Origin of the sequence: Cupriavidus yeoncheonensis, assembly GCF_905397275.1 — a bacterium.
Lineage (GTDB): Bacteria > Pseudomonadota > Gammaproteobacteria > Burkholderiales > Burkholderiaceae > Cupriavidus > Cupriavidus yeoncheonensis.
Window position 1 is genome coordinate 254,942 of the sequence record NZ_CAJPUY010000007.1, and the last position, 23,905, is coordinate 278,846.

At 65.7% G+C, this 23,905-nt stretch carries 23 protein-coding genes, 2 tRNA genes and 1 pseudogene; 14 read left to right on the plus strand and 12 right to left on the minus strand.

Annotated features, from left to right (window positions below; all coding sequences use genetic code 11):
- Positions 1 to 43: 43 nt before the first annotated feature.
- The 5 genes from hemW to KHO22_RS12055 form a co-directional block, all read right to left on the minus strand.
- Positions 44 to 1,285, minus strand: a complete 1,242-nt coding sequence (gene hemW, locus KHO22_RS12035; protein ID WP_211947362.1) for a radical SAM family heme chaperone HemW — start codon at positions 1,283 to 1,285, stop codon at positions 44 to 46.
- Positions 1,282 to 1,899 (minus strand): RdgB/HAM1 family non-canonical purine NTP pyrophosphatase, encoded by a 618-nt coding sequence (gene rdgB, locus KHO22_RS12040; RefSeq protein ID WP_211947363.1) that lies wholly within the window; start codon positions 1,897 to 1,899, stop codon positions 1,282 to 1,284. The genes hemW and rdgB overlap by 4 nt, the downstream gene beginning before the upstream one ends.
- A gap of 15 nt (positions 1,900 to 1,914) precedes the next feature.
- Positions 1,915 to 2,634: a ribonuclease PH gene (gene rph, locus KHO22_RS12045; protein WP_211947364.1), complete on the minus strand. Its 720-nt coding sequence runs from the start codon at positions 2,632 to 2,634 to the stop codon at positions 1,915 to 1,917.
- Positions 2,635 to 2,737: 103 nt separating this feature from the next.
- The gene (locus KHO22_RS12050; protein ID WP_211947365.1) at positions 2,738 to 3,652 is read right to left on the minus strand and encodes a PP2C family protein-serine/threonine phosphatase; all 915 of its coding nucleotides are present in this window, start codon (positions 3,650 to 3,652) and stop codon (positions 2,738 to 2,740) included.
- A gap of 49 nt (positions 3,653 to 3,701) precedes the next feature.
- Positions 3,702 to 4,766: a serine/threonine protein kinase gene (locus KHO22_RS12055; protein WP_211947366.1), complete on the minus strand. Its 1,065-nt coding sequence runs from the start codon at positions 4,764 to 4,766 to the stop codon at positions 3,702 to 3,704.
- A gap of 158 nt (positions 4,767 to 4,924) precedes the next feature.
- Here KHO22_RS12055 and KHO22_RS12060 point away from each other — a divergent pair, with 158 nt between their 5' ends.
- The 4 genes from KHO22_RS12060 (at position 4,925) to KHO22_RS12075 (ending at position 9,507) form a co-directional block, all read left to right on the plus strand.
- Positions 4,925 to 5,860, plus strand: coding sequence for a YicC/YloC family endoribonuclease (locus KHO22_RS12060; protein WP_211947367.1), 936 nt, complete (start codon positions 4,925 to 4,927; stop codon positions 5,858 to 5,860).
- 64 nt (positions 5,861 to 5,924) lie between these two features.
- On the plus strand, positions 5,925 to 6,575 hold the full coding sequence (gene gmk, locus KHO22_RS12065) for a guanylate kinase (RefSeq protein ID WP_211947368.1): 651 nt from the start codon (positions 5,925 to 5,927) through the stop codon (positions 6,573 to 6,575).
- 90 nt (positions 6,576 to 6,665) lie between these two features.
- Complete coding sequence (gene rpoZ, locus KHO22_RS12070; protein WP_006578656.1) at positions 6,666 to 6,869, plus strand: DNA-directed RNA polymerase subunit omega; 204 nt, start codon at positions 6,666 to 6,668, stop codon at positions 6,867 to 6,869.
- Between the two features lie 211 nt (positions 6,870 to 7,080).
- Complete coding sequence (locus KHO22_RS12075) at positions 7,081 to 9,507, plus strand: RelA/SpoT family protein (protein ID WP_211947369.1); 2,427 nt, start codon at positions 7,081 to 7,083, stop codon at positions 9,505 to 9,507.
- A gap of 17 nt (positions 9,508 to 9,524) precedes the next feature.
- On the opposite strand, the gene greB is transcribed toward KHO22_RS12075, so the two are convergent.
- Positions 9,525 to 10,091: a transcription elongation factor GreB gene (gene greB / locus KHO22_RS12080; RefSeq protein WP_211947370.1), complete on the minus strand. Its 567-nt coding sequence runs from the start codon at positions 10,089 to 10,091 to the stop codon at positions 9,525 to 9,527.
- Between the two features lie 132 nt (positions 10,092 to 10,223).
- Here greB and KHO22_RS12085 point away from each other — a divergent pair.
- From KHO22_RS12085 to KHO22_RS12100, 4 genes are all read left to right on the plus strand, one after another.
- Positions 10,224 to 10,300: transfer RNA gene (locus KHO22_RS12085), tRNA-Arg, on the plus strand.
- Positions 10,301 to 10,588: 288 nt separating this feature from the next.
- Entirely contained in the window at positions 10,589 to 10,867 is a 279-nt protein-coding gene (locus KHO22_RS12090; RefSeq protein ID WP_211947371.1) for a hypothetical protein, read from the plus strand.
- Between the two features lie 216 nt (positions 10,868 to 11,083).
- The gene (locus tag KHO22_RS12095) at positions 11,084 to 11,323 is read left to right on the plus strand and encodes a hypothetical protein (protein WP_211947372.1); all 240 of its coding nucleotides are present in this window, start codon (positions 11,084 to 11,086) and stop codon (positions 11,321 to 11,323) included.
- A 98-nt stretch (positions 11,324 to 11,421) separates the two neighbouring features.
- Positions 11,422 to 11,497 (plus strand) — tRNA-Met (locus KHO22_RS12100).
- 149 nt (positions 11,498 to 11,646) lie between these two features.
- Here KHO22_RS12100 and KHO22_RS12105 read toward each other — a convergent pair.
- The gene (locus KHO22_RS12105) at positions 11,647 to 11,916 is read right to left on the minus strand and encodes a hypothetical protein (RefSeq protein ID WP_211947373.1); all 270 of its coding nucleotides are present in this window, start codon (positions 11,914 to 11,916) and stop codon (positions 11,647 to 11,649) included.
- Positions 11,917 to 12,010: 94 nt separating this feature from the next.
- A complete protein-coding gene (locus tag KHO22_RS12110) occupies positions 12,011 to 12,313 on the minus strand; it encodes a hypothetical protein (protein ID WP_211947374.1) in 303 nt (100 codons plus the stop codon).
- 389 nt (positions 12,314 to 12,702) lie between these two features.
- Here KHO22_RS12110 and KHO22_RS12115 point away from each other — a divergent pair.
- From KHO22_RS12115 to lpxO, 3 genes and pseudogenes are all read left to right on the plus strand, one after another.
- Positions 12,703 to 14,115, plus strand: a pseudogene (locus tag KHO22_RS12115) (DUF2252 domain-containing protein).
- Positions 14,116 to 14,151: 36 nt separating this feature from the next.
- Positions 14,152 to 14,457 carry a hypothetical protein gene (locus tag KHO22_RS12120; RefSeq protein ID WP_211947375.1) on the plus strand — a complete coding sequence of 102 codons (306 nt, stop codon included), beginning with the start codon at positions 14,152 to 14,154 and terminating at the stop codon, positions 14,455 to 14,457.
- 147 nt (positions 14,458 to 14,604) lie between these two features.
- The gene (lpxO, locus tag KHO22_RS12125) at positions 14,605 to 15,507 is read left to right on the plus strand and encodes a lipid A hydroxylase LpxO (RefSeq protein ID WP_211947376.1); all 903 of its coding nucleotides are present in this window, start codon (positions 14,605 to 14,607) and stop codon (positions 15,505 to 15,507) included.
- Between the two features lie 71 nt (positions 15,508 to 15,578).
- Here lpxO and KHO22_RS12130 read toward each other — a convergent pair whose 3' ends face one another.
- Positions 15,579 to 17,048: a sensor domain-containing diguanylate cyclase gene (locus tag KHO22_RS12130; RefSeq protein ID WP_230426847.1), complete on the minus strand. Its 1,470-nt coding sequence runs from the start codon at positions 17,046 to 17,048 to the stop codon at positions 15,579 to 15,581.
- 174 nt (positions 17,049 to 17,222) lie between these two features.
- Positions 17,223 to 18,659, minus strand: coding sequence for an aminotransferase-like domain-containing protein (locus KHO22_RS12135; protein WP_211947378.1), 1,437 nt, complete (start codon positions 18,657 to 18,659; stop codon positions 17,223 to 17,225).
- A 177-nt stretch (positions 18,660 to 18,836) separates the two neighbouring features.
- Between KHO22_RS12135 and KHO22_RS12140 the strand changes: the two genes are divergently transcribed.
- Positions 18,837 to 19,211: a hypothetical protein gene (locus KHO22_RS12140; RefSeq protein WP_211947379.1), complete on the plus strand. Its 375-nt coding sequence runs from the start codon at positions 18,837 to 18,839 to the stop codon at positions 19,209 to 19,211.
- A 129-nt stretch (positions 19,212 to 19,340) separates the two neighbouring features.
- Entirely contained in the window at positions 19,341 to 20,957 is a 1,617-nt protein-coding gene (locus KHO22_RS12145) for an NAD(P)/FAD-dependent oxidoreductase (protein ID WP_211947380.1), read from the plus strand.
- On the opposite strand, the gene KHO22_RS12150 is transcribed toward KHO22_RS12145, so the two are convergent.
- Positions 20,958 to 22,229: a TIGR03862 family flavoprotein gene (locus KHO22_RS12150; protein WP_211947381.1), complete on the minus strand. Its 1,272-nt coding sequence runs from the start codon at positions 22,227 to 22,229 to the stop codon at positions 20,958 to 20,960.
- 94 nt (positions 22,230 to 22,323) lie between these two features.
- Between KHO22_RS12150 and KHO22_RS12155 the strand changes: the two genes are divergently transcribed.
- A complete protein-coding gene (locus KHO22_RS12155) occupies positions 22,324 to 22,935 on the plus strand; it encodes a DUF1415 domain-containing protein (RefSeq protein ID WP_211947382.1) in 612 nt (203 codons plus the stop codon).
- Here the strand turns inward: KHO22_RS12155 and KHO22_RS12160 are convergent.
- Complete coding sequence (locus KHO22_RS12160) at positions 22,932 to 23,777, minus strand: class I SAM-dependent methyltransferase (protein WP_211947383.1); 846 nt, start codon at positions 23,775 to 23,777, stop codon at positions 22,932 to 22,934. The genes KHO22_RS12155 and KHO22_RS12160 overlap by 4 nt on opposite strands.
- Positions 23,778 to 23,905: the final 128 nt, after the last annotated feature.

Genomic DNA, 23,905 nt, shown 5'->3' on the forward strand with positions numbered 1-23,905 from the left:
GATGCCGTGGCCTTTTTGCTTTCATGATGGACAGGCGTCGTCCTCAGTCCTTCAGGAACATCTCCTGCAGGTCGTTGAGGAAGCGTCGGCCGAGTTCGGTCGGGCGAATCACCGTGGGGTCGGCATCGAGCAATCCCTTCTTCTCCGCGGCCGCGAGCTGCCGGCTGATGGCGTGCAGCGGCAGGCCCGTCATGTCGTGGAAGCTGGAGGCCGGCACGCCGTCGGTCAGGCGCAGCGCGTTGAGCATGAACTCGAACGGCAGTTCGTCCGCACCGACTTCGCGCGCTTCCTGCACCGCGTTGCCGGCCATGGCCTGCGCCATGTAGGTGGCCGGGTGCTTGTGCCGCATCTGGCGCAGGATGCGATTGGGAAACGACAGCTTGCCATGCGCGCCGGCGCCGATGCCAAGGTAATCGCCAAAGCGCCAGTAGTTCAGGTTGTGCCGGGCTTCGCGGTGCGGGCGCGAGTAGGCCGAGGTCTCGTAATGACGATAGCCGGCCTGCGCCGTGCGGGCCTCGATCAGGTCCTGCATCTCGTAGGCCAGGTCGTCGTCCGGCAGTGCGGGCGGGTACTTGGCGAACAGCGTGTTCGGTTCCAGCGTGAGGTGGTAGAGCGACAGGTGCGTGGTGCCATATGACAGCGCGGCTTCGAGGTCGCTGCGGCATTGTTCCATGGTCTGGCCGGGCAGCGCGTACATCAGGTCCAGGTTGACGTTGTCGAAGCTGCGCTGCGCGATGTCGATCGCCGCGCGCGCCTCGCGCTCGCCATGGATGCGGCCGAGCGCCTGCAGGTGGCTGTCGTTGAAGCTCTGGATGCCGATCGACAGCCGGTTCACGCCGCTCGCGCGGTAGCTGGCGAAGCGTTCGGCCTCGAAGGTGCCCGGGTTGGCCTCCATCGTGATCTCGGCATCGGCGTCGAGCGGCAGCAGCGCACGGATATCGGACAGCAGCCGGTCCATGCCGGCCGCGGACAGCAGGCTCGGCGTGCCGCCGCCGATGAACACGGTATGCACCGGGCGGCCCCACACCAGCGGCAGCGATTGCTCCAGGTCGGCGCGCAAGGCGTCCAGGTAGGCGTCTTCCGGAATGTCGTGGCTGCCGTCCTTGCCGGGCACCGCATGCGAATTGAAATCGCAGTAGGGGCACTTGCGCACGCACCACGGCACATGCACATAGAGCGACAGCGGCGGCGAGCCGGGCAGCGCGATCTGGCCCGGCTTGAGCCAGAGCTGCGTGTTGTCGGCGGTGGCGGCCGGCGGTGTGCCCGCCGGTACGATCGGGATCATCGCGCAGCCTGCCCGCGGCCTTCGGTCTGCAGGCGCGCCGCCAGCGAACGCAGCGCCAGCGCGCGATGGCTGACCGCGTTCTTTTCGTCGGCGGGCAGCTCTGCGGCGGTCTTGCCCAGCTCCGGCAGCAGGAAGTGCGCGTCATAGCCGAAGCCGCCGGCACCACGCGGGGCGTCGACGACTTCGCCATGCCATACGCCTTCGGCGATGATCGGGCACGGGTCGGCGGCATGCCGGACGAAGACCAGCACGCAGTAGTAGTGCGCGCGGCGGTTCAGCTTGCCGGCGAGCTGCGAGATCAGGTGCGCATTGTTGGCGGCATCGGTCTTGGCCTGTCCGGCCATCTGCGCGTAGCGTGCCGAGTAGACGCCCGGGGCACCGTCCAGCGCCTGCACGCAAATGCCAGAATCGTCCGCCAGTGCGGGCATGCCGGCCAGCCGGCTGGCATGCCGGGCCTTGGCCAGTGCGTTCTCGACGAAGGTTCCGAACGGCTCTTCCGCTTCGGGGACACCGAGCTGGCCTTGCGGCACCACGTCAAAGCCGAGCGGGGACAGCAGTGCGCCGAATTCACGCAGCTTGCCGGGGTTGTTGGAGGCCAGTACCAGGCGTTGCATGATGTGCCGCGTCCTTCAGTCCAGGCCCAGCGCCTGGCGCTGGTGCCGCACCAGTTGCGCGATGCCGGCCTCGGCCAGGCGCGTCATGGCGTCCAGCTCGGCGCGGCTGAAGGGGGCGCCTTCGGCGGTGCCTTGTACTTCGACAAAGCCGCCGCTGCCGGTCATGACCACGTTCATGTCGGTATCGCAGTTGCTGTCCTCGGCATAGTCGAGATCGAGCACCGGCACGCCGTCGACCATGCCAACCGAAACGGCGGCGACGAAGTCGCGGATCGGGCTGGTGCTGATCTGGCCGTTGCGCAGCATGGTCGAGACCGCGTCATGCGCGGCCACGAATGCGCCGGTGATGGCCGCCGTACGGGTGCCGCCGTCGGCCTGCAGCACGTCGCAGTCGAGGTGCAGCGTGTATTCGCCCAGCGCGGCCAGGTCGAACACAGTGCGCATGGCGCGGCCGATCAGCCGCTGGATTTCCTGGGTGCGACCGGTCTGCTTGCCGCGCGCGGCTTCGCGGTCCGAGCGCGTATGCGTGGCACGGGGCAGCATGCCGTATTCGGCCGTGACCCAGCCTTCGCCACTGCCTTTCTTGTGCGGCGGCACCTTGGACAGCACGCTGGCGGTGCACAGTACCTTGGTGTCGCCAAAGGCGCACAGCACGGAGCCTTCGGCATGGCGGGTGTAGTGACGGGTCAGGCTGATAGAACGCAGCGCATCGGCTGCGCGTCCGCTGGGTCGCATGGGAATGGTTCGCTCGAATCGGGTGGAGACCGCGATTCTAACGCCGGCGGGCCTGGCGTGCCCGCCTTCCCGCCGTTGCCCCCGCCGTTGCCGGTCGACGCGCTCAGCGCATCAGGTTGCTGGTCTTGTCGATGGCCGCGCGGATCTCGGCGATGGAGCGTTCGATTTCCTCTTCGGAAAGCAGGTCGGCCTCCGTGCCCGTGCGTTCCAGGATGGAGGTCGTGAAGGCGTTCAGCGGCAGGGTGTCGGTCATGACGGATTCGTCACCCGTGGCGCTGGCGTCCAGCTCCCACATCATGGCGATGCCGGTGGTGTTGTCGGCACCTTCGCCGGCTTTTTCGAGCGCGCGCGAAATCAGTTCCGGCACCGCCTGCACCACCGACAGCCGGGTGAGCCTGTCGACGATTTCCGGCTCTTCGAGCGGCCCCCAAAGGCCGTCGGAACCCAGCAGCGCGACATCGCCCGGATCGAGCCGCAGCGGACCGCCGATATCGATCAGCGGCAGGTTGGGCGAGCCCAGGCAGTTGTAGAGCTTGTTGCGCTCGGGATGGTTGGCGACTTCCATGGGCAGCACGCGTTCCTGCTGCAACAGGTTCTCGATCTTCGAGTGATCGCGCGTACGCGTCAGGAGCCGGCCCTTGCGGACCAGGTAGAAGCGCGAATCGCCGGCGTGGGCCCAATGGATCTGGCCCTGCTGCACCAGGCAGCAGACCACCGTCGTGCGCGGCACGTCGGAAAGCCGGTGGGCTTCGGCGTAGCGGTGGATCTCGCGGTGCGCCAGCATGATGGTGTCCTGCAGGAAATCCGCCGGGTTGCGGATCGTCGGCCGGGCCTGGGTCTGGAACTGGTGCGCCAGCGTCTGCAGCGCCTGCTGCGCGGCGATTTCGCCCAGTGCATGGCCGCCCAGGCCGTCGGCCAGGACCATCAGCAGGGCATCGCGCGTGAAGCAGTAGCCCATGCGGTCCTGGTTGACGCGGCGGCCGCCTTTCCTGCTTTCCTGATAGACGGAGAATCGCATGTTGGCTGTTCGGGAGGGTTCGGTTCGGAAATGCGTGACCGTGAGTGACTCAGTCGCCGCTTGTGTCCGCGGGTTGGCGCGTGGTGGCGGCTACCGTGTCGTCGCGGCGGCGCAGCAGGGTCAGGAAGCGGCTGGACGGGCCGGTCCGCTCCGGGCGCTCCGCCGGTGCGGGCGGCGCCGCCTGCGCGGCTTGCTCGCCGAGGGCGTTGGTTTGCTCGCGCAACTCCTTCTGCAGGCGGAAGACGCTCTGCGGGCGCTCTGCAGGAGCGAGCCGCAGGCACCATTCGACCAGGTCGACGAGGCCGTTGGTGTAGCTGCTGCGCAGGCGGGTGATGGCATCGCCCATGCGGTCGTCCTTTTCGCGCTGGTTGGCTTCCTGCGGCGGCATGCCGGCCATGCAGGCGTAGAGCGTCGCGCCCAGGCTGTAGACGTCGGTCCAGGGCCCCAGCTCGTTGTGCTTGCCATAGAGCTCGGGCGCGGCGAAGCCGGGCGTGTACATCGGCTGGAAGCGCTTGGCCTCCATGGTGAGCGTCTGCCGCGCGGCGCCGAAATCGAGCAGGATCGGCGATTCGTCCTCGCGCAGGTAGATGTTGCCGGGCTTGATGTCCAGGTGCAGCAGCTTGTGGATATGGACTTCGCGCAGGCCGCTCATCAGGTCATGGAAGACCTTGCGGATGAAATGCTCGCGCAGCACCTTGGCACGGCCCTGCTGGCGCGCGGCCAGGATATGCTCCTGCAGCGTCTTGCCCATCTCATAGTTCATGACCATGTAGACGGTGGAGTTCTCGCGGAAGAAATTCACCACGCGGACGACGCTGTGATGCGAGATGCGGGCCAGCGAGCGGCCTTCCTCGAAGAAGTACTTCAGGCCCAGGCGGAACGACGCCGCGTTTTCCTCGGGCACCATCGGGATCAGCTCGCCGGGGTTGCGGCGCGCCAGCGATGAGGGCAGGTATTCCTTGATGGCGACCGGCGCACCGGTCTCGTCGGTGGCCAGGTAGACGAAACTGAACCCCCCGCTGGCCAACTTCTTTACAATACGATAGTTGGACAGCAGCGTGCCGACGGGCAGCGGTGCACTCTTGGGTTGTGTAGCGCCCTTGGGCTCTGTCATAGGTATCGGACCGGATTTGCCTCGGGATTGTCACGGCTAATCGGTCACTTGTAAAGAACACAATAGCGGGCATTGTTGCCCCATTTCGGCGGATACAAGACGCCTTTGCGGCGGGCCCAGCCTACCCCCGGGCCCGCGCCATTTCGCGAGAACACTCAATGATCCACAGCATGACAGGTTATGGCCTGGCGACCCGCCAGGCACCGCTGACAAACGCGCAGGGTGAGCCCAGCGGCAGGACGGCTTCCGTTTCGGTGGAATTCCGGACTGTCAATTCGCGTTTTCTCGACCTGTTGTTCCGCGCTCCCGAAGAGTGCCGCGCGTTCGAGCCGGCGTTGCGCGAGATGCTGATGGCCGAGCTGTCGCGCGGCAAGCTGGAATGCCGCATCAACCTGCAGCGCACCGATACCGGCGGCGCCACGCTGGCGCTCAATGAGGGCCTGCTCGGCCAGATCCGCGCACTGGAGTCGACGGTCGCGAACACCTTCCCGACGGCGGGCACGCTGCGCATGGGCGAGATCCTGCGCTGGCCCGGCGTGCTGGTCGAGCCCGAACTGTCCCAGGACGCGCTGCGCGAAGCCGTGATGGGCGCCGCGCGCGAAGCGCTCGACCAGTTGCGCGAGGCGCGCCGCCGCGAGGGCGAGGCGCTCAAGGCCACGCTGATGGAACGCATCGATACGATGCTGGCCATCGTCGAACGGCTCACGCCCACCATTCCGCAGCTGATCGCCCATCATCAGGAAAAGCTGACCGAGCGCCTGCGGGAAGCGTTCAACCTGGCGGCGCCGGCCGGCATGCCGGCGATGAGCCGCGACGAGGTCGCCGAGCGCATCCGCCAGGAGGCCACGGTCTACGGCATCCGCATCGACATTGCGGAAGAGCTGTCGCGCCTGCAGGCACACCTGAACGAAACCCGCCATATCCTGAAGAAGGGCGGGCAGGCCGGCAAGCGGCTCGACTTCATGATGCAGGAGCTCAACCGCGAGGCCAACACGCTCGGCTCCAAGGCAGCCGCCAAGGAACTGGCCGATGCGTCGATGGAGCTCAAGCTGCTGATCGAGCAGATGCGCGAGCAGATCCAGAACCTCGAATAACGCGCCGGTCCGACGCACTCCGTTTCACCCGGCGCCACGACGCCTGACGATCCAAAGAATTCACATGAGCGATACGCCTCACACTGCCATCGATACCGTCTACCCCGGCAACCTGTTCATGGTGGTGGCACCTTCCGGAGCCGGCAAGTCGACCCTGGTCAACGCACTGCTCGCGCAGGACCCGGCAATCCGGTTGTCGATCTCCCATACCACGCGCGCGCCGCGTCCCGGCGAGCAGGACGGGCGCGAGTACCACTTCTGTACCGTGGACAAGTTCCGCGCTGCGCGTGATCGCGGCGAATTCCTCGAGTGGGCCGAAGTCCACGGCAACTACTATGCGACCTCGCGCGTATGGATCGAGCAACAGATGGCGCAGGGCAACGACGTGCTGCTCGAGATCGACTGGCAGGGCGCGCAGCAGGTGCACAAGCGGTTCTCCAACGCGATGGAGATCTTCATCCTGCCGCCGTCGCTGACGGCGCTGGAAGAGCGCCTGAAGAAGCGCGGGCAGGACGAGCCGAACGTGATCGTGCGGCGCCTGCTGGCCGCCGGCAGCGAAATGTCGCATGCGTCCGAGTCGGACTACGTCATCATCAACGAGGTGTTCGAAAACGCGCTCGAGGAACTGCGCAACGTGGTGCGTGCCACGCGCCTGCGCTTTTCGTCGCAAAAGGCGCGCCACACCGAGCTCTTTATCGAGCTTGGCATTCACTGAGCATGTATGCGCGCGGGGCGTCGCCGGGCGATTCCCGCGCGGTGCTGTAAAATAGCAACCCAACAGGTTTTGTCCCAAGGTGGATTTGATATGGCGCGTATTACCGTCGAAGATTGTCTGAAACACATCCCGAACCGCTTTGAGCTCGCCCTGGCGGCCACGTACCGTGCGCGCCAGTTGGTGCAGGGCCACACCCCGAAGGTGGAAGCGAAGGACAAGCCCACCGTGGTTGCCCTGCGCGAGATCGCCTCGGGCCAGGTCGGCATCGAAATGCTCAAGAAGGTACCGACCTGATACCCCGGGCGGCCTGTGGTTCATCCTTGCATCGTATGCGCACGCATCCAGCAACCGGATTCCAGGGGCCGCCCCCATGCCTTCGTCACAGCCATCCTCGTCAACCGTCTCTCCCGGCCAGCAGGCCGGCGCCGCGCACACGCGGGGCGAGACGGGCAGCGATGCCGGAGCGGCGTCCGCGCGTAAGCGCTCTTCTTCCGGCCAGGCATCCGTGACCGCGCGCACCGGCGCTCCCAATCTTCCTGATCCGCTTGGCAACGATGTTGTCGGCGAACGTGCCGTCGTGCCGCCGATGGCGCAGGGCAAGGCACGCATGGCGCCCGCCTCGGCCACGCACGACGACGTGATGGCCGTGGAGGAGGCGCCGGCGGCACTGGCAGGCGACAGCCTGTTCATCGACGCTGTGCTGGCGCAGTCATACCGTCACTTCTTCGGCCCCACATCGCAACCCGCGGTGCCGCCGCGCCAGCAGGTCATCTCCATCTCGCGGCTGATGGAGAAGCTGGCCTACCTGAAGGCGCCGGACCAGGCGCGCGTACGCGAAGCCTTCCAGTTTTCCGACGAGGCCCACCTGGGCCAGTACCGCCAGAGCGGCGAACCGTACATCACCCATCCGGTGGCGGTGGCCGAACTGTGCGCGGACTGGCGGCTCGATGTGCAGTCCATCATGGCGGCGCTGCTGCACGACGTGATGGAAGACCAGGGCATCACCAAGAGCGAGCTGGCCGAGAGATTCGGCCCCAAGGTCGCCGAACTGGTCGATGGCCTGACCAAGCTGGACAAGCTTGAGTTCCAGAGCCGCGAGCAGGCGCAGGCGGAGAGCTTCCGCAAGATGCTGCTGGCGATGGCGCGCGACGTGCGCGTGATCCTGGTGAAGCTGGCCGACCGTACGCACAATATGCGTACGCTCGACTTCGTGCCGCCGGAGAAGCGCCGCCGCATCGCGCTGGAGACCATGGAGATCTATGCGCCGATCGCGCACAGGCTCGGTCTCAACACCATCTACCGCGAGCTGCAGGAGCTGTCGTTCAAGGTCGGCTCGCCATTCCGCTACGCCACGCTCGAAAAGGCCGTCAAGGCCGCGCGCGGCAACCGCCGCGAGGTGGTCAAGCGTATCCTCGAGGCCGCGCAGAAAGGGCTGGCCGATGCCGGCATCGTCGCGGAACTGTCCGGGCGCGAGAAGACGCTCTACAGCATCTACCGCAAGATGCACGACAAGCAGTTGTCGTTCTCGCAGGTGCTCGACGTGTATGGTTTCCGCGTGGTCGTGGAAACGCAGATGCATTGCTATATGGCAATGGGCGCGCTGCATGGCTTGTACAAGCCGATGCCGGGCAAGTTCAAGGACTACATCGCGATCCCGAAGATCAACGGCTACCAGTCGCTGCATACGACGCTGGTGGGCCCGTTCGGCACGCCGGTGGAGTTCCAGATCCGCACGCGCGAGATGCACCAGATCGCCGAGGCCGGCGTGGCCGCGCACTGGATGTACAAGACGCAGGCGGACCATGCCAACGATATCCAGCAGCAGGCGCACCAGTGGCTGCAGTCGCTGCTCGATATCCAGAGCCAGACCGGCGATTCGCAGGAATTCCTCGAACACGTCAAGATCGACCTGTTCCCCGACGCGGTCTACGTGTTCACGCCGAAGGGCCATATCCGCGCGCTGCCGCGCGGCGCCACCGCGCTGGACTTTGCCTACGCGGTGCACAGCGACCTGGGCAACCAGTGCGTTGCCGTGAAGATCAACAACGAGCTGCTGCCGCTGCGCACGGAGCTCAAGAGCGGCGATATCGTCGAGGTGGTGACGGCCCCGTATTCCAAGCCGAATCCCGCTTGGCTGTCGTTCGTGCGCACCGGCAAGGCGCGCGCGGCCATCCGCCACTACCTGAAGACCACCAAGCTCGACGAGGCAATCCAGCTCGGCGAGCGCCTGCTCGAACAGTCGGCGCGCCAGCTCGGCATCGAACTGAAGGCAGTGCCGCAGTCGGTGTGGGACCGCATGATCCAGTGGACCGGCAACAAGCACCGCGAGGACATCTTCGCCGACCTGGCACTGGGCCGGCGCGTGCCCGCCGTGGTGGCCAAGCGCATGGAGATCCTGCTGCAGGAGCTGTCAGGCGATGTCGACAGCGCGCTGCTGGCGGCCGTGCAGACGTTCTCGGGCGAAGAAGCGCCGGCCGTGCCGATTACGGGCGACGAAGGCATGTCGATCCTGTTCCCGGCGTGCTGCCGTGCAATCCCGGGCGACCCGATCGTCGGCTACCTGGGCAAGGGTGAAGGCCTGCAGATCCACGTACAGGACTGCAAGGTGGCCAAGCGCCTGCACAGCAAGGACCCGGAGCACTGGATCGACGTCATGTGGGCGAAGAAGACTACGCGCGCATTCGATGTGTCGATCAAGGTGATGGTGCGCAACGTCAAGGGCATCGTCGCCCGCGTGGCCGCGGACCTGACCTCGGCCGACGCCAACGTGGCGCACGTGTCGATGGAACAGCAGGACGGCAGCCATCAGGAAGCCACCTATATGCAGTTCATCATCCAGGTACAGAATCGCCTGCACCTGGCCAACGTGATGCGGGCCCTGCGACGCAACCCGGACGTGATCCGCATCTTCCGCGACCGCAACGACGGCTGAGCGCCGCCGGTGCGCGCTCAGCCCGGCTTGCGCGACGGGTAGCAGACTTCCAGGATATCGATCTGTTCCACGCCGGCCGGCGTGCGCAGCGCCACGGTGTCGCCTTCACGCGCCTTGATCAGCGCCTTGGCGATCGGCGAAATCCAGCTTACATGGTTCATGTCGAGATCCACCTCATCCATGCCGACGATGGTGATGGTCGTTTCCTCGCCGGACTGGCTGGCGTAGGTGACCGTCGCGCCGAAGAAGATCTGGTCGTTGTCGCCCTGCAGGGACGGGTCGACCACCTCGGCCTTGTCCAGGCGACGGGTCAGGAAGCGGATGCGGCGATCGATCTCGCGCAGACGCTTCTTGCCATAGAGGTAATCGCCGTTCTCGGAGCGGTCGCCATTGGAGGCGGCCCACGACACGATCTGCACGACATCGGGACGCTCGACGTCGATGAGCTGTATCAGCTCGTTGCGCAGGCGGTTGTAGCCTTCCTCGGTGATGTAGTTCTTCGTGCCGGCGGGCAGCGGGGTAGCGCCTTCGGGGAGATCGTCCTCGTCGTCATCGGACGATTCTTTGACAAATGCTTTGTTCATGGTCGGGATCACATCTTCGGTCTGCCATTATAGAAAACCACTCCGGCAGCCCGTGCTTCCAGGAAAAACGAAAAAAAGTGCAGGAGGGGGTTCCCAAGAATGAAATTTCAGATATAATCTCTTTTCTCGAGTGCGGCTGTAGCTCAGTTGGATAGAGTACTTGGCTACGAACCAAGGGGTCGTGGGTTCGAATCCTGCCAGCCGCGCCACCTATGCAGAAAGAAAAGGGCTTCCGGAAACGGAAGCCCTTTTTCGTTTCCGCCCATTCTGCCATTCCGCCATTCTGCTGTTGCGCCATTTTCGCGCGTCTTTCATTTTCGCGCTCGTGCGGCTCCTCATCGCTTGCCGCCGGTCTCGCGCAGCGTTTCCCGATATTCCAGATTCCATCGCATGCGATCTACTGATTGCATGCTGATCGCAGCGGCATGCCTTGCGGTCGCTCGGGCGCACACCTAGGCTCGAAACAAGGTGCGACTGTCTCGCGCAAGGAGATCGGCATGGCGCAACCCGAATGGCGTGTGGAGGCGTATCGCGACATGGACGTCTACGTGCTCGTGACGCAGCAGCATGAAGGTGGCGTGGTCAGCATGGGAGGGGCGGCGCGCTGGGCTTATGAAGTTCGTGTGTGCCAGGAGGGCATGGACCCCGCGGATGCGGGTGACACGGACCTGCTCGTCAGCGGCACGCAGCACTTTGCCACCCGGCACGCCGCGGAAGTCGCGGCCTTCAGCGCCGGCTACTCGCTTGTGGATCGGATCATCGGGCCCGGCAAGTAACGCGTGTGCATTCCGGGCGCATGCGCAGCGACAGCGGGCCGCCTCATGCTGCGCATGCTTCCATTATTCCGGTGCACGCAATGGCTTATATCAGGCCTCTATCTTCATGGATTGGCGTCCATTGATACAGATCATTTTTGTCCCGGGAGTGCACTCCTACTCTGGAAGTGGAGGCGGGCGATGTCCCGTCCGCCACGCAGTAGAGGAGTACACGCCATGCCGGAATTTGAAGGTTACAAGATCGTCTACGAAGTGATTGGCTTGCCCAGGGGCAAGTGGTCGATCCTGGTGGAGATCATCCGGAGGCAGGACGGCGAGATACTGGTGCCGCGGCACAATCCGTTTCCCAATCATGCCTTTGATGCAAAGCTCGAAGCGCTGGACCAGGTGAATCAGTACATCGAAACCGTACTTGCCGATGCAGAAACCGAAGGCAAGCAGCGCCGCATCGCATGAGGTTGCACGCTGGCCTGCTATCGAGCACGGAATTCGCGCGCGAGCGGAAATAATGCTTGCTATCCACGTGCCGATCCAGCATAATCTCTCTTCTCAGACGCGGGGTGGAGCAGTTGGCAGCTCGTCGGGCTCATAACCCGAAGGTCGCAGGTTCAAGTCCTGCCCCCGCAACCAACACCTTCAGGTGCCTGGTTCCTTAGGCCGATCGGCCAAATCTCCCAAAGCTATTCACGCAGTTCCAGCCGCTCAACCGTCGAACACGGTACGGCCAGATCGCATTCGCGCTTGATCAGGCGTGCATCGCGATTTCCTTGCGCGCGCTCTTATTTCGATGCAGCGAGGCTGGCGGCGCGTGCAAAAGTATCGCGCACCAGCGGCTGGCCTTCGCGATCGGCGGCTTCCGCGCGCTCGCGCAGGCGACTCGCGAGGACACTCAGCGTGCCGCCGTCCGCGCCGCAGCGCGATACCGCTTCGCGCACGATTTCTTCAAGCTCGCCGCTGACATCGGCCCCGTCGAATGCGCTGACTGAAAGCGCCGAAATGCGTTCGAGGTAGAGATTGACCAGCGCTTCGTCATGTTTCGGTTCGGGCATGTCTGCTCCTTGTCGACGACGGGGACACAAAGTCATTGTAGTGAAGGGGCGCGCCCCTTCCAGTGCGCGTGGCGCCAGGCCCGAAGGCCGGCGTTCAGTCGTCCCGCGAGCGCCGCATGTGTTCCAGCGGCATCGGCTGGATGCGACGGCGCGCAGGACGCAAGGCCCGGCCGGGCCAGAGTACGTAGTTCGTATGCGGGTCCAGCGGCTTGCCGAAGTACGACACCCACACCTGAACGCCGTGTTCGGTCTCGGCAATGACGGCAGCCACCGCGCGGGCCGCGGCGGAAGGGGATTTGAGCAACTCGGCCAAGGCTTCGACGCCCTGGACGACATGGTGTTTGACACCGGCAAACCATGCGTACTGACGCATGGCGGACAACAAACGCTTGGTCATGAACGCGACTCTTCGTTGGAAGGCGAGTGAGTAAGACTGCATGTCACTCGCTTTGTTCAGTGCATCTTGCGATACGCTCGCGAAAGGCGCGAAAACTCATGATGCGCAACACCGCAATCGCTGCCGTGCGGGGCGCATCACTTGCTGGCCTGGCGGTCCCAGGAGCAGCGGGGAGAGTAGCATCTGTCGCCGCTCGGGGAAGAGAGTGATATCCCTGAGTCGCGTGGCCCGACTGGCTGTATGGCGGCCAATTCTTCGCACTTCTTCGAGCACGCGCGGCGCGGAGCCGCCCGCATCTCCTGAAATTGACAAGCCCCGGGTCGTGCACTAGCTTCTGTTACAGATACTGCACAAATTGCAATCGCCGGTACGGCCGGAATGGAGGCATTGTGGCGACAACGGAAGAGCGGGGCGATCGGCGCGAAAGCGGCAAGTCCGCGCGCAGCAAGGTGCCGCGCGGCACGCATTCGGCGATCGGGAATGTGGACCGCGATCCGGTCGACTTGCTGAAGATCAGCAGCGAAGGCCGGGTGCGGCGGCTGGTGCCGTTGCGTTACGGCCGCATGATCGAATCCCCGTTCGCGTTCTACCGCGGCAGTGCGATCGTGCAGGCCCACGATCTCGCGGGCACGCCCAATTCCGGCCTGCACATGCAGATCTGCGGCGACTGCCACGTCGCCAACTTCGGTGGCTTTGCCACGCCCGAACGCGCACTGGTGTTCGACGTGAACGATTTCGACGAAACCAGCGTCGGGCCTTAGGAATGGGATCTCAAGCGCCTGGCCGCGAGCTTTGTCGTCGCTGCCCGGCATCTGCGCCACAAGCAGGGCGTGGCCGACGAGCTGGTCTACCAGCTCGTGTGCAGCTACCAGAATCGCATGCAGTCCTATGCCGGAATGGGCATCCTTGATACCTGGTACGACCGCATTACCTTCGATCGCCTGCTGAAGGAGGAGACTTCGCCCGACATCCAGAAGCGTATCCGTCGCAGCATCGAGCGCGCCGCGGACCGCACCAGCGAGGCGCTGCTGCCCAAGCTGGCCGAGCTGGTCGGCGACAAGTGGACCATCCTCGATGCGCCGCCGGCGGTCTTCCATGTACGCGGCCAGCACACGCTGTTCGATCCGGACGATGACTGGATGACGGCAAAGAATGTCGATGAAGTTGCCGTGAAGGTCTTCAAGGAATACCTCGGCACGCTCGCCCCGGACCGGCAACGGCTGCTGAGCCACTTCACGCTCCACGACCGTGCTTTCAAGGTGGTAGGCGTGGGCAGCGTCGGCACGCGGTGCCTGATCCAGCTGATGATCGACAGCCACGGCAAGCCGATCTTCCTGCAAGTGAAGGAAGCCGCTCGCTCGGTGGTGGGGCGCTATTTCAAGTGTCCGGCGGTTGCGCATGAAGGCCGCCGCGTGGTGGAAGGCCAGCGGCTGATGCAGGCAGCCAGCGACCTCTTCCTTGGATGGACCAAGGGCCCTTACGGCCGCCACTTCTATGTGCGCCAGCTGCGCGACATGAAACTGTCACCGCAGATCGAGCTGATGGATGCCGAGGTCCTGGGCAAATACGCTGCGCTCTGCGGTTGGGTGCTGGCGCGGGCGCACGCCAAGTCCGGCGGACTCGCCGCGGAGATCAGCGGCTATCTCGGCACTGGCGACCGCATGGCGGAAGTGATGGTAGGCTATTCGAACAGCTATGCCGACCAGGTCGAAAAGGATTACGAGCGCTTCGTGGCCGCCTGCCGTTCGGGCCGGCTGGAAGCGCGCACCGAAGTCGACATGGCTGCGGATTTCCGCGTCTGACGCGGATGAATAGTGGATTGCCAGGAGCGCTTGCCGATGACCGAAGACATCCTGATGCAACTCATGGTCGAGGTGGAGAAGGAAGACCCGATCGACTACGCCAACCTGCCGTTCGACGATGCGGCGCTGCGCCAGCTTGCATGCCGGCTCATTGCCGAACGCTCGAACGAACTGGAAGCCTCCGGCATGCCCGCCGAGGCGCAGCTGGCGACGATGTGGGCGTCCACCGCGAAGCTGGTGCTGGAGAACATTGTCCTCAACGCCAGGCTGCTCACCCTGCAGGGCATGCCCGACGATGCGCGCGCGTTGATCGAGCGCATTTCGCGCCAGTCGCGCGGCTAGTTCGCGCCACGGCAGGGATGGCCATGTGCCGCAGCCTTATCACGGTGCGGCAAGCCCCGCATTTCGCTTAAAATACGCGTTTTGGCTCCGGCCCCGGCCGCGCACGTTCCGTGCGTGCGGGCCCGTAGCCGCCTGGGAGGAATTCGGGTGATCAAGTGGATTATCGTCGCCGGGTATCTCGGCGCCATCCTGTATGTGCATTTCCGCGGCAAGGCGAGATTGCGCATCTGGCGACAGCTGCTCGACCATTCGGCGCTGGTCGCGCCGGTCAATTGCTTCATGTACGCGTTTTCGGGTGTGCCGCGCACGCCCTACATCCCGGTCGACAACTTCCCCGACCTGGAACGGATCCGCGCAGCGTGGCCGGAGATCCGCGACGAGGGCCTGGCCCTGGCCGCGATGCGCAAGATCAAGGCCGCGGAGAAGAACGACGACGCGGGCTTCAACTCGTTCTTCAAGAACGGCTGGAAGCGTTTTTACCTGAAGTGGTATGAAGCCCAGCACCCTTCGGCCGAGGCGCTGTGCCCGAAGACGGTGGCGTTGCTGCAAGGCATTCCCAGCGTGAAGGCCGCGATGTTCGCGGAACTGCCGCCAGGCGGCAAGCTCAATCCGCACCGCGACCCGTTCGCCGGTTCGTTGCGCTATCACCTGGGCCTGGCCACGCCGAACGACGACCGCTGCTTCATCGAGGTCGACGGCGAGCGCCACAGCTGGCGCGACGGTCAGGGCGTGGTGTTCGACGAAACCTACCTGCACTGGGCCGAGAACAAGAGCGATGCCAACCGGCTGATCCTGTTCTGCGACATCGAGCGCCCGATGCGTTTTGGCTGGGCCAGCAAGATCAACCACTGGCTGGGCCGCAAGGTCATGACCGCGGCAAGCTCGCCCAATGACGAGAACGACCAGACCGGCATGATCAACAAGCTGTTCCGCTTCGTCTGGCTGGCCGGACAATACCGCCGCCGCTACAAGGCGTGGAACCGCAAGCTGTACTACGTGACCAAGTTCGGGCTGATCGTCGCAGGCATTGCGCTGATCATCTACCTGTAAGCACTGGCCCAGAGCAGTGCGCAAGCAAAAAGAGCCGGCTGCTGCCGGCTCTTTTGCTTTGGGATGCCGGCTCAGTCCCGCCGGCGATCGTCCAGGGCTTCGTAGTGGGCGCGCTTGGCGTCGTACATGCGGCTGTCGGCGACCTTCACGGTGTCGCTCAGGCGCTCGCCCTGCACGCAGGTGGCATAACCGATGGAAAAGCTCAGCGCGGTGCCCGGGTAGAACTGGTTGTTCAGCTCCACCACCTTCCCGATCTGCTCGACCACCGTGGCCGCGCCGCGCTCGTCGCGGCCGGGCAGCAGCACCATGAATTCATCGCCGCCGATGCGCGCCACGCAGAACTGTTCGCCCACGGCCTTCTTCAGGACTTCGCCGGTGCGCCGCAGCAGCGCATCGCCATCGCCATGTCCGAACTGGTCGTTGACCGTCTTCAGCCCGTTCAGGTCCACGGCGATCACGCTGACCGGCCATGGTCCCTTGCGGCCCAGGCGGGCCAATTCGTCTTCGTAGTAGGCGCGGTTGTACAGCTTGGTCAGCACGTCGTGCTTGCCCAGGAACTCCACATAGGCTTCGGCTTTCTTGCGGGCCGTAATGTCGGTGAGCGACACCAGCACCTGGTCCCAGTCCTGTTCGCAGCCCGGGAAGACCGACCATTGCATGAAGACATCGACGGACCTGCCGTCCAGCGCGTAGTTGATGACCTCGCGCTGTTGCCAGAGCTTTTCGTGCCACAGGTCGACCAGTTGCTCGGCGAAGTGAATGCGCATGTCGTCGCGGAACACATCGCCAAGGCGCGAGAGCAGGATTTGCTTGGATTCCGCGCCGAACATCTGCAGCGTCCGCCGGTTGACGTCGAGCACGCGGATTTCCTGCATGCAACGCGACACGAAATCCGGATGCACGTTGAGGAAGGTGCGGAAATCCGTGATGCCGGCCGCGCGGACTTCGTCGAGCAGCATCTTCACTGCGCTGAAATCCTCCACCCAGAGCGACACGGGTGAATGCTCGAACAGGCCCAGCGCATATTGCTCGCTGTGGCGCAGCTCGCGCTCGGTACGCATGCGCCTGGTGATGTCCTCGATCGACAGCAGCACGCGGTCCCAGGTGGCCTCATGCCCGGGCATGACCGTGGCGTCCAGGCGGATATCGAGGCGCTCGCCTTCGAGCGTGTAGTTCACGGTCTGGCTCGCGAAGCGGTTGCCGCCATCCCACAGCTGGCCGAGTTCTTCGACGTGCTGGTCAAACATGTCGTCGCGGAAGACGGTGTCGAGATTGGCGACGAGGTCGGCAAGGTCGGCGGCGCGAAACAGTTCGAGCGTGCGGTGGTTCACCGCGATCACGCGGATCAGCGACGAGCAGTGTGCCACTTCATCCGGATTGGCCCGCAGGTAGGCCCGCAAGTCCGTCACCCCTTCGGCGCGCAGCCGCCCGAAGTGCTCGCGCACGGCGCTGAAGTCTTCCAGCCAGAGCGAGACCGGCGCCAGTTGAAACAGAGTCTGGTAGTCGTCGTCGACGCGCGACGCCGCGGATGCACTGCGCAAGGCCATTCTCCCTTTTTCTTGTCATCCCGATGATCGCCAGGGTGCGGCGGCGAGGGCCAACGGTCCGGGTCTCGCCAGGAACCGGTCGGCCAGGCCAGCGGCAAGGATAGGCCAGCGCAAACGAAAAAGGGAGCGGTGTTGCAAAAAGGCGAGTGCCTGCCGGTCCGCGCCCGGCTATGCCGCCAGCCGGTGGACGACCGCCGCCACGGTGCCAAGCGCGCGCTCGAGTTGCGCCGAATGCGGCGTGCCGCAGTTGATGCGCACGAAGCCGTCGCAGCGCGGGGAATTGGAGAACATCAGGCCCGGCGCCACGTAGACGCCTTCGCGCAATGCCTGTTCGAACAATGCTTCGGATGACACGCCTTCCGGCAGTTCGACCCACAGGTGGAAGCCGCCGCGCGGCAGCGTCAGCCGCGTGCCGGCGGGGAAGGTCGCGGCGATCACCTGGGCCGTCCACTCGCGCTGCTGGCGCAGCGCCAGGCGCAGCCGCCGCAGGTGGCGCTCATAGCCTCCCGTCGCCATGAATTCGGCGACGGCTGCCTGGGAGAGCATCTCGTTGGGGCGCGACAGCGCGAACTTCAGCATTTCCACGCGCGCATGCCATTTGCCACCCGCGATCCAGCCGAGCCGCACGCCGGGCGCCAGCACCTTGTGCACGGACGAGCAATAGATCACGTTGCCGCTGCGGTCCCATGCCTTCGCGGCGGCCAGCGGCGTGTCGAGGTCGGCGGTGGCGGACAGGCAGTCGTCCTCGATCAGCGGCACGCCGTGATCCTCGCACCATTGCACCAGCCGGATCTTGTGGGCGTCCGGCATGACGGAACCGAGCGGGTTCTGCAGGTTGGGCATGGCGACCACGGCACGGATGTTGTCGTAGGTACGCACCGCCAGTTCCAGCGCTTCCATCGAGAGGCCGGTCTGCGCGCTGCAGGGGATCTCGAGCGCGCGCATGCCCAGGCTTTCCAGGATCTGCAGCAGGCCGTAGTAGGTAGGCGATTCCACGGCAATCACGTCGCCCGGTCCGGCCACGGCGCGCAGCGCCAGTTGCAGGGCCTCGGTACAGCCGTGGGTAATCAGCACCTCATCCGGCGATAGCGTGAAGCGGCTGCGCAGTGCCAGCCGGGCCAGCGCGGCGCGCAAGGCCGGGTGGCCGCGCGGAGCGGCGGCTTCGCCATAGAGCGTGGCGTCGCGCCGCAGGATGCGGCTGGCTGCCTGCTGGAGCGCGGCGAGCGGGTAGAGCGACGGCGCACCGCGGGCGCCACCCAGGCTGAACACGGACGGGTCCTGCTGGCTGCGCGCGAGCACGGACGAGATGCGCTGGTGCATGCCGATGTACTGGGCCGGATCGGGCAGCGTCGCCGCCGGCTCGGTGATCGGCGCCAGGCGCAGGGGCGTGGTCGCCTGCACGAAATAGCCTGAGCGCGGGCGGGCTTCCACCAGGCCGTCGCTCTCGAGCTGCCGGCACGCCTGCAGCGCGGTCGACAGGCTCACGTCATGGGTGCTCATCAGGGCCCGCACCGACGGCATGCGGCGCCCCGGCGCCAGCGAGCCCGCATGGATGGCCTGGCGGTAGTGGTCGGCGAGCTGCTGGTAGAGCGGAGCGGAATCCATGCGACATGATCGCCCCGCTGGCGGGGCCGCGAACAGATACAGAAGATTGGCTTCTGCATCGTAACAGAGCAAAAAAATCTGCTCTGTTCCGGTCCCTGGCCGATCGCGCTGTGGCTATGTGGGCCGGGGAGGCGCCGATACGCTGGGTACCTGTCCGAACCGCGCCCAGGAGCCCTCATGCCAGCCCCGCCAGCCCCGATCCCCACACCGATTTCTCCGATTCGCTATGCGCTCGGCCCCGGCCAGGCCCTCAGGCGCCACGCCGCGCGCGGCACTGTCATCCACGTGGCCGAGGGACATGTCGAGGTGGTTTTGCCGCCGCAATGGGCTGCGATCGGCACACTTGGCCTTTGTCACCGGCTCAGCCCCGGCGGGGTGCTGGTGCTCGGTGAACGCGGCTGGCTGACGGTGTCGGCCACCGGCGCTGCCGAAGTGATGTGGCAAGAGCCCGCGCCGGGCCGCTGGCAGCGCAGGTGGCGCGGGCTGGCTGGATGGCTGCGCCGCCGCGCCTTGCCGGCCACCACCGGCCCCGTCAAGGCGGAAACCCGATAGAATGGCGCACCCGGCCGGCCTTGCCCGGCCGGGTGCCCTTTTCTGGCCCGCTCCCGATGCCCGTGGCATGTCGTACGGATAGCGCGGCCGTTCCGGCTACGACTGTGGCCGCATCCTCGCAGGTTTTCCATGCTCCGCCTTTCCGAACTCAAGCTCTCCCTCGAACACACTGAAGACGATCTCGACCACGCCGTGCGCGGCGCACTGGCCCAGATCGGCGTGAAGGGCGACGGGCTGGTGCAATTCACCGTGTTCCGCCGCGCGCACGACGCGCGCAAGCGCTCCGATATCAAGCTCACCTACATCATCGACATCGAGGTGAAGGACGAGCCCGCCGCCATCCGCCGCATGGCCGGCAAGCCGAACTGGAGCGTAACGCCCGACATGGCCTACCGCTTCGTCGCGCGGGCGCCGCAGGGCGGCAATACGCCGCGTCCGGTGGTGATCGGCATGGGGCCCTGCGGCCTGCTGGCCGGCCTGCTCCTGGCGCAGATGGGCTTCCGCCCGATCATCCTCGAGCGCGGCAAGGAAGTGCGCGAGCGCACCCGGGACACCTTCGGCCTGTGGCGCAAGAGCGTGCTGAATCCGGAGTCGAACGTGCAGTTCGGCGAAGGCGGCGCGGGCACGTTCTCGGACGGCAAGCTGTACAGCCAGATCAAGGATCCGAAGCACTACGGCCGCAAGGTGCTCGACGAGTTCGTGCGCGCCGGCGCGCCGGAAGACATCCTGTACAAGGCGCGCCCGCACATCGGCACGTTCCGGCTGGTGAGCATGGTCGAGAAGATGCGCGCGGAGATCCGCGAGCTGGGCGGCGAGGTCCGCTTCGAGACCCGCGTCGACGACCTCGACATCGAACACGGCAAGCTGCGCGGCCTGAAACTGTCCACGGGCGAGTACCTGGCGGCCGAGCATGTCATCCTGGCGGTGGGGCACAGCGCGCGCGACACCTTCGAGGTGCTGCACGAGCGCGGCGTGTTCATGGAAGCCAAGCCGTTCTCGCTCGGTTTCCGCATCGAGCATCCGCAGGGCCTGATCAACCGCAGCCGCTTCGGCAAGTTCGCCGGCAACAAGCTGCTGGGCGCGGCCGACTACAAGGTGGTGCACCACTGCAGCAACGGCCGTTCGGTGTACAGCTTCTGCATGTGCCCGGGCGGCACCGTAGTGGCCGCCGCCTCGGAGCCGGGCCGCGTGGTGACCAACGGCATGAGCCAGTACAAGCGCGCGGAGCGCAACGCGAATGCGGGCATCGTGGTGGGCATCACGCCGCAGGACTACCCCGGCGGTCCGCTGGCCGGCATCGAGTTCCAGCGCAAGTGGGAAGAGCGCGCGTTTGAACTGGGCGGACGCAACTACAACGCGCCGGGCCAGCTGGTGGGCGATTTCATCGCGCGCCGGGCGTCGACTTCGCTCGGCTCGGTCGAGCCGTCCTACAAGCCGGGCGTGACGCCGACCGACCTCGGCACCGCGCTGCCCGATTACGTCATCGAGGCCATCCGGGAAGCCCTGCCGGAACTCGACAAGAAGATCGCCGGCTTTGCCATGCACGATGCGGTGCTGACCGGCGTGGAAACGCGCACGTCGTCGCCGCTGCGCATCGAGCGCAAGGCGGACTACCAGAGCGTGAATGTGGAAGGCCTGTATCCGGCCGGCGAGGGTGCCGGCTATGCGGGCGGGATCTACTCGGCCGCGATCGACGGCATCGAAGTGGCCGAGGCCGTGGCGCTGGCCATCGTCAACGGCCGTTGATCAGCGCGCGGCCAGCCACTGCGCCGCGCCCTGGCCCGCGGTGCGGCCGCTGGCGAAGCAGGCCGTAAGCAGGTAGCCGCCGGTCGGGGCTTCCCAGTCCAGCATCTCGCCGGCGCAGAACACGCCGGGCAGCGCATTCAGCATCAGGCTGGCGTTCATCGCTTCAAAACGTACGCCGCCTGCGCAGCTGATGACCTCGTCGATCGGCCGCGCACGCAACAGCCGCAGCGGCAGCGCCTTGATGGATGCGGCCAGGGTCGCGGTGTCCAGCATGGCGTCCTTCGACAGGCACTCGCGCAGCAGGCCGGCCTTCACGCCGGTAATGCCGAGCCGGCTCTGCAAATGGCTCGACAGCGAACGCGAGCCACGCGGATGCGATACCGCTGCCAGCACACGCTGCGCATCATGGTCGGGCAGCAGGTCCAGGTGGACGATGGCTTCGCCGTCGCGCTCGATCCGGTCGCGGATGGGCGCGGACAGCGCGTAGACCAGGCTGCCCTCGATGCCGCCCGCGCTGATCACGAACTCGCCCTGGCGATAATGCGCGTTGCCCTGCGTGTCGGTCACCGCCAGCGCAACGGGCTTGACCGGATGGCCGGCATGGCGCTCGGAGAAGATCGCGCTCCAGCTGGCATCGAAGCCGCAGTTCGCCGGTCGCAGCGCGGCGATTTCGACGCCATGCTGCGCGAGCAGCGGCACCCACGCGCCATCGGAGCCAAGGCGTGCCCAGCTTGCGCCGCCGAGCGCCAGGATCACGGCATTCGCCTGCACCTGCCGTTCGCCTTGCGGCGTGGCAAAGCGCAGGGCGCGCGGCGCAGCGTCGGTCCAGCCGAGCCAGCGGTGCCGCATATGGAACTGCACGCCGCCTTCACGCAGCCGGTGCAGCCACGCGCGCAGCATCGGCGCGGCCTTCATGTCCGTCGGAAAGACCCGGCCGGAGCTGCCGACGAAGGTCTCGATACCAAGCCCGTGTACCCAGTCGCGCAGGGCCTGTGCGCCGAAGTCCGCCAGCATCGGCGCGACCTGGGCGGTGCGTTCGCCGTAGCGCGAAAGAAATGCCGGCTCGGGTTCGGCATGGGTGAGGTTCATGCCGCTCTTGCCCGCCATCAGGAACTTGCGTCCTACCGATGGCATGGCATCGAAGACGTGTACGCGCACGCCACGCGCGGCCAGTACCTCGGCCGCCATCAGGCCTGCGGGGCCGCCGCCAATCACGGCGGCTTCAAGCGGCAGGATGGCGGGCGCGGCGGACGGGGTATCGGTGGACGGCATGGCAATGCGCAGAAGGATGGCGGGGGCGTGCTACGCCGCGGATTATAGAGCCTGCGGCAGCGCTAAAATGGTGCTTTGTCCCTGCCTTGCCGCCATGCCGTCTTCCGCCAGCCATCAAGATGCCGTCATCGCCGCCACGCGCCACTGGCTGGCGCGCGCGGTGATCGGGCTCAATCTCTGCCCCTTTGCCAAGAGCGTCTATGTGAAGGAGCAGGTTCGCTACGTCGTCTGCGACGCAAAGGAAGCCGCCGACGTGCTCGATGTCCTGGAGCGCGAACTGAAGCTGCTGGCCGAGACCGACCCCGCGCAGGTCGATACCACGCTGCTGATCGTGCCCGAAGCGCTGGCCGATTTTCTCGAGTTCAATGACCTGCTCTACTTCGCCGAGCGCCTGCTCGGGAGCCTGCGACTGGAAGGCATGCTGCAGATCGCGAGCTTCCACCCGCAGTACCAGTTCGAGGGAACGGAGCCGGACGATATCGAGAACTACACCAACCGCGCGCCGTATCCGATCCTGCATCTGCTGCGCGAGGACAGCATTGCCCGCGCCGCCGCAGCATTTCCCGACGCGGCCGATATCTACGAGCGCAACATGGAGACCATGCGCCGCCTGGGCCATGAAGGATGGCAGCGCTGGATGAATGGTGGCGACGACGCCGGCGATGATGACGACGGCGGCGCGGCGCCGCGCAAGGCGGACGCTTAGTCCGTCGCCGGTTCGGGCGCGGTAAAGAACCGCTCGCGCATTTCTTCAAGCCCCAGCGTGCCGAGCACGTTGTCCAGCCGTTCGGCGGGACGGCGGCGCGGCAGGTCCTTGAACTGGGCGATGATCAGCTCGTTCTTCATCGAGTGTTCCCAGCCGACCAGCTCGGTCACGCTGACCTGGTAGCCGTGCGCTTCAAGCTGCAGGCAGCGCAGCACATTGGTCACCTGGCTGCCGAATTCACGCGTGTGCAGCGGGTGGCGCCAGATCTCGGTCAGCGGGTTGCCGGCCAGCAGGCGCCCCTTGTTCTTGCGCAGCACGCTCGCGACCTCGGCCTGGCAGCACGGTACCAGCACGATGTGCCGGGCGCGCTTGGCCAGCGCGAAGCGGATGGCGTCGTCGGTGGCCGTATTGCAGGCGTGCAGCGCCGTGACCACGTCCACCGTCGCGGGCAGCGCCGGCGAGGTGATGGAATCCGCCACGGAGAGGTTCAGGAACGACATGCCCGGAAACCCCAGGCGCGTCGCCAGCGCCTGCGAGTTCTGCACCAGCTCCTCGCGCGTTTCGATGCCGAAGATGTGCGACTGGTCGTGCAGGCTCTTGAAGAACAGGTCGTACAGGATGAAGCCCAGGTACGACTTGCCGGCGCCGTGGTCGACCAGCGTGACGGCATCGCGCTCGGACTTGACCTCTTGCAGCAGCGGTTCGATGAACTGGAACAGGTGGTAGACCTGCTTGAGCTTGCGCCGGCTGTCCTGGTTCATCTTGCCGTCGCGCGTGAGGATATGGAGTTCCTTGAGCAGCTCGAGCGACTGGCCGGGGCGGATTTCGTGGGTATTTGCCATGACTGCGGGAATTCGGGAGGCGGCGGACGCCTCGGAAGCCGACAGTTTACCGAAAACGCTGCGGCAGTCTGCCATGACGATCCGGCGCGTCAATGCAAGGCCTGAATTTGCCATGCCTCAAGTTTTGT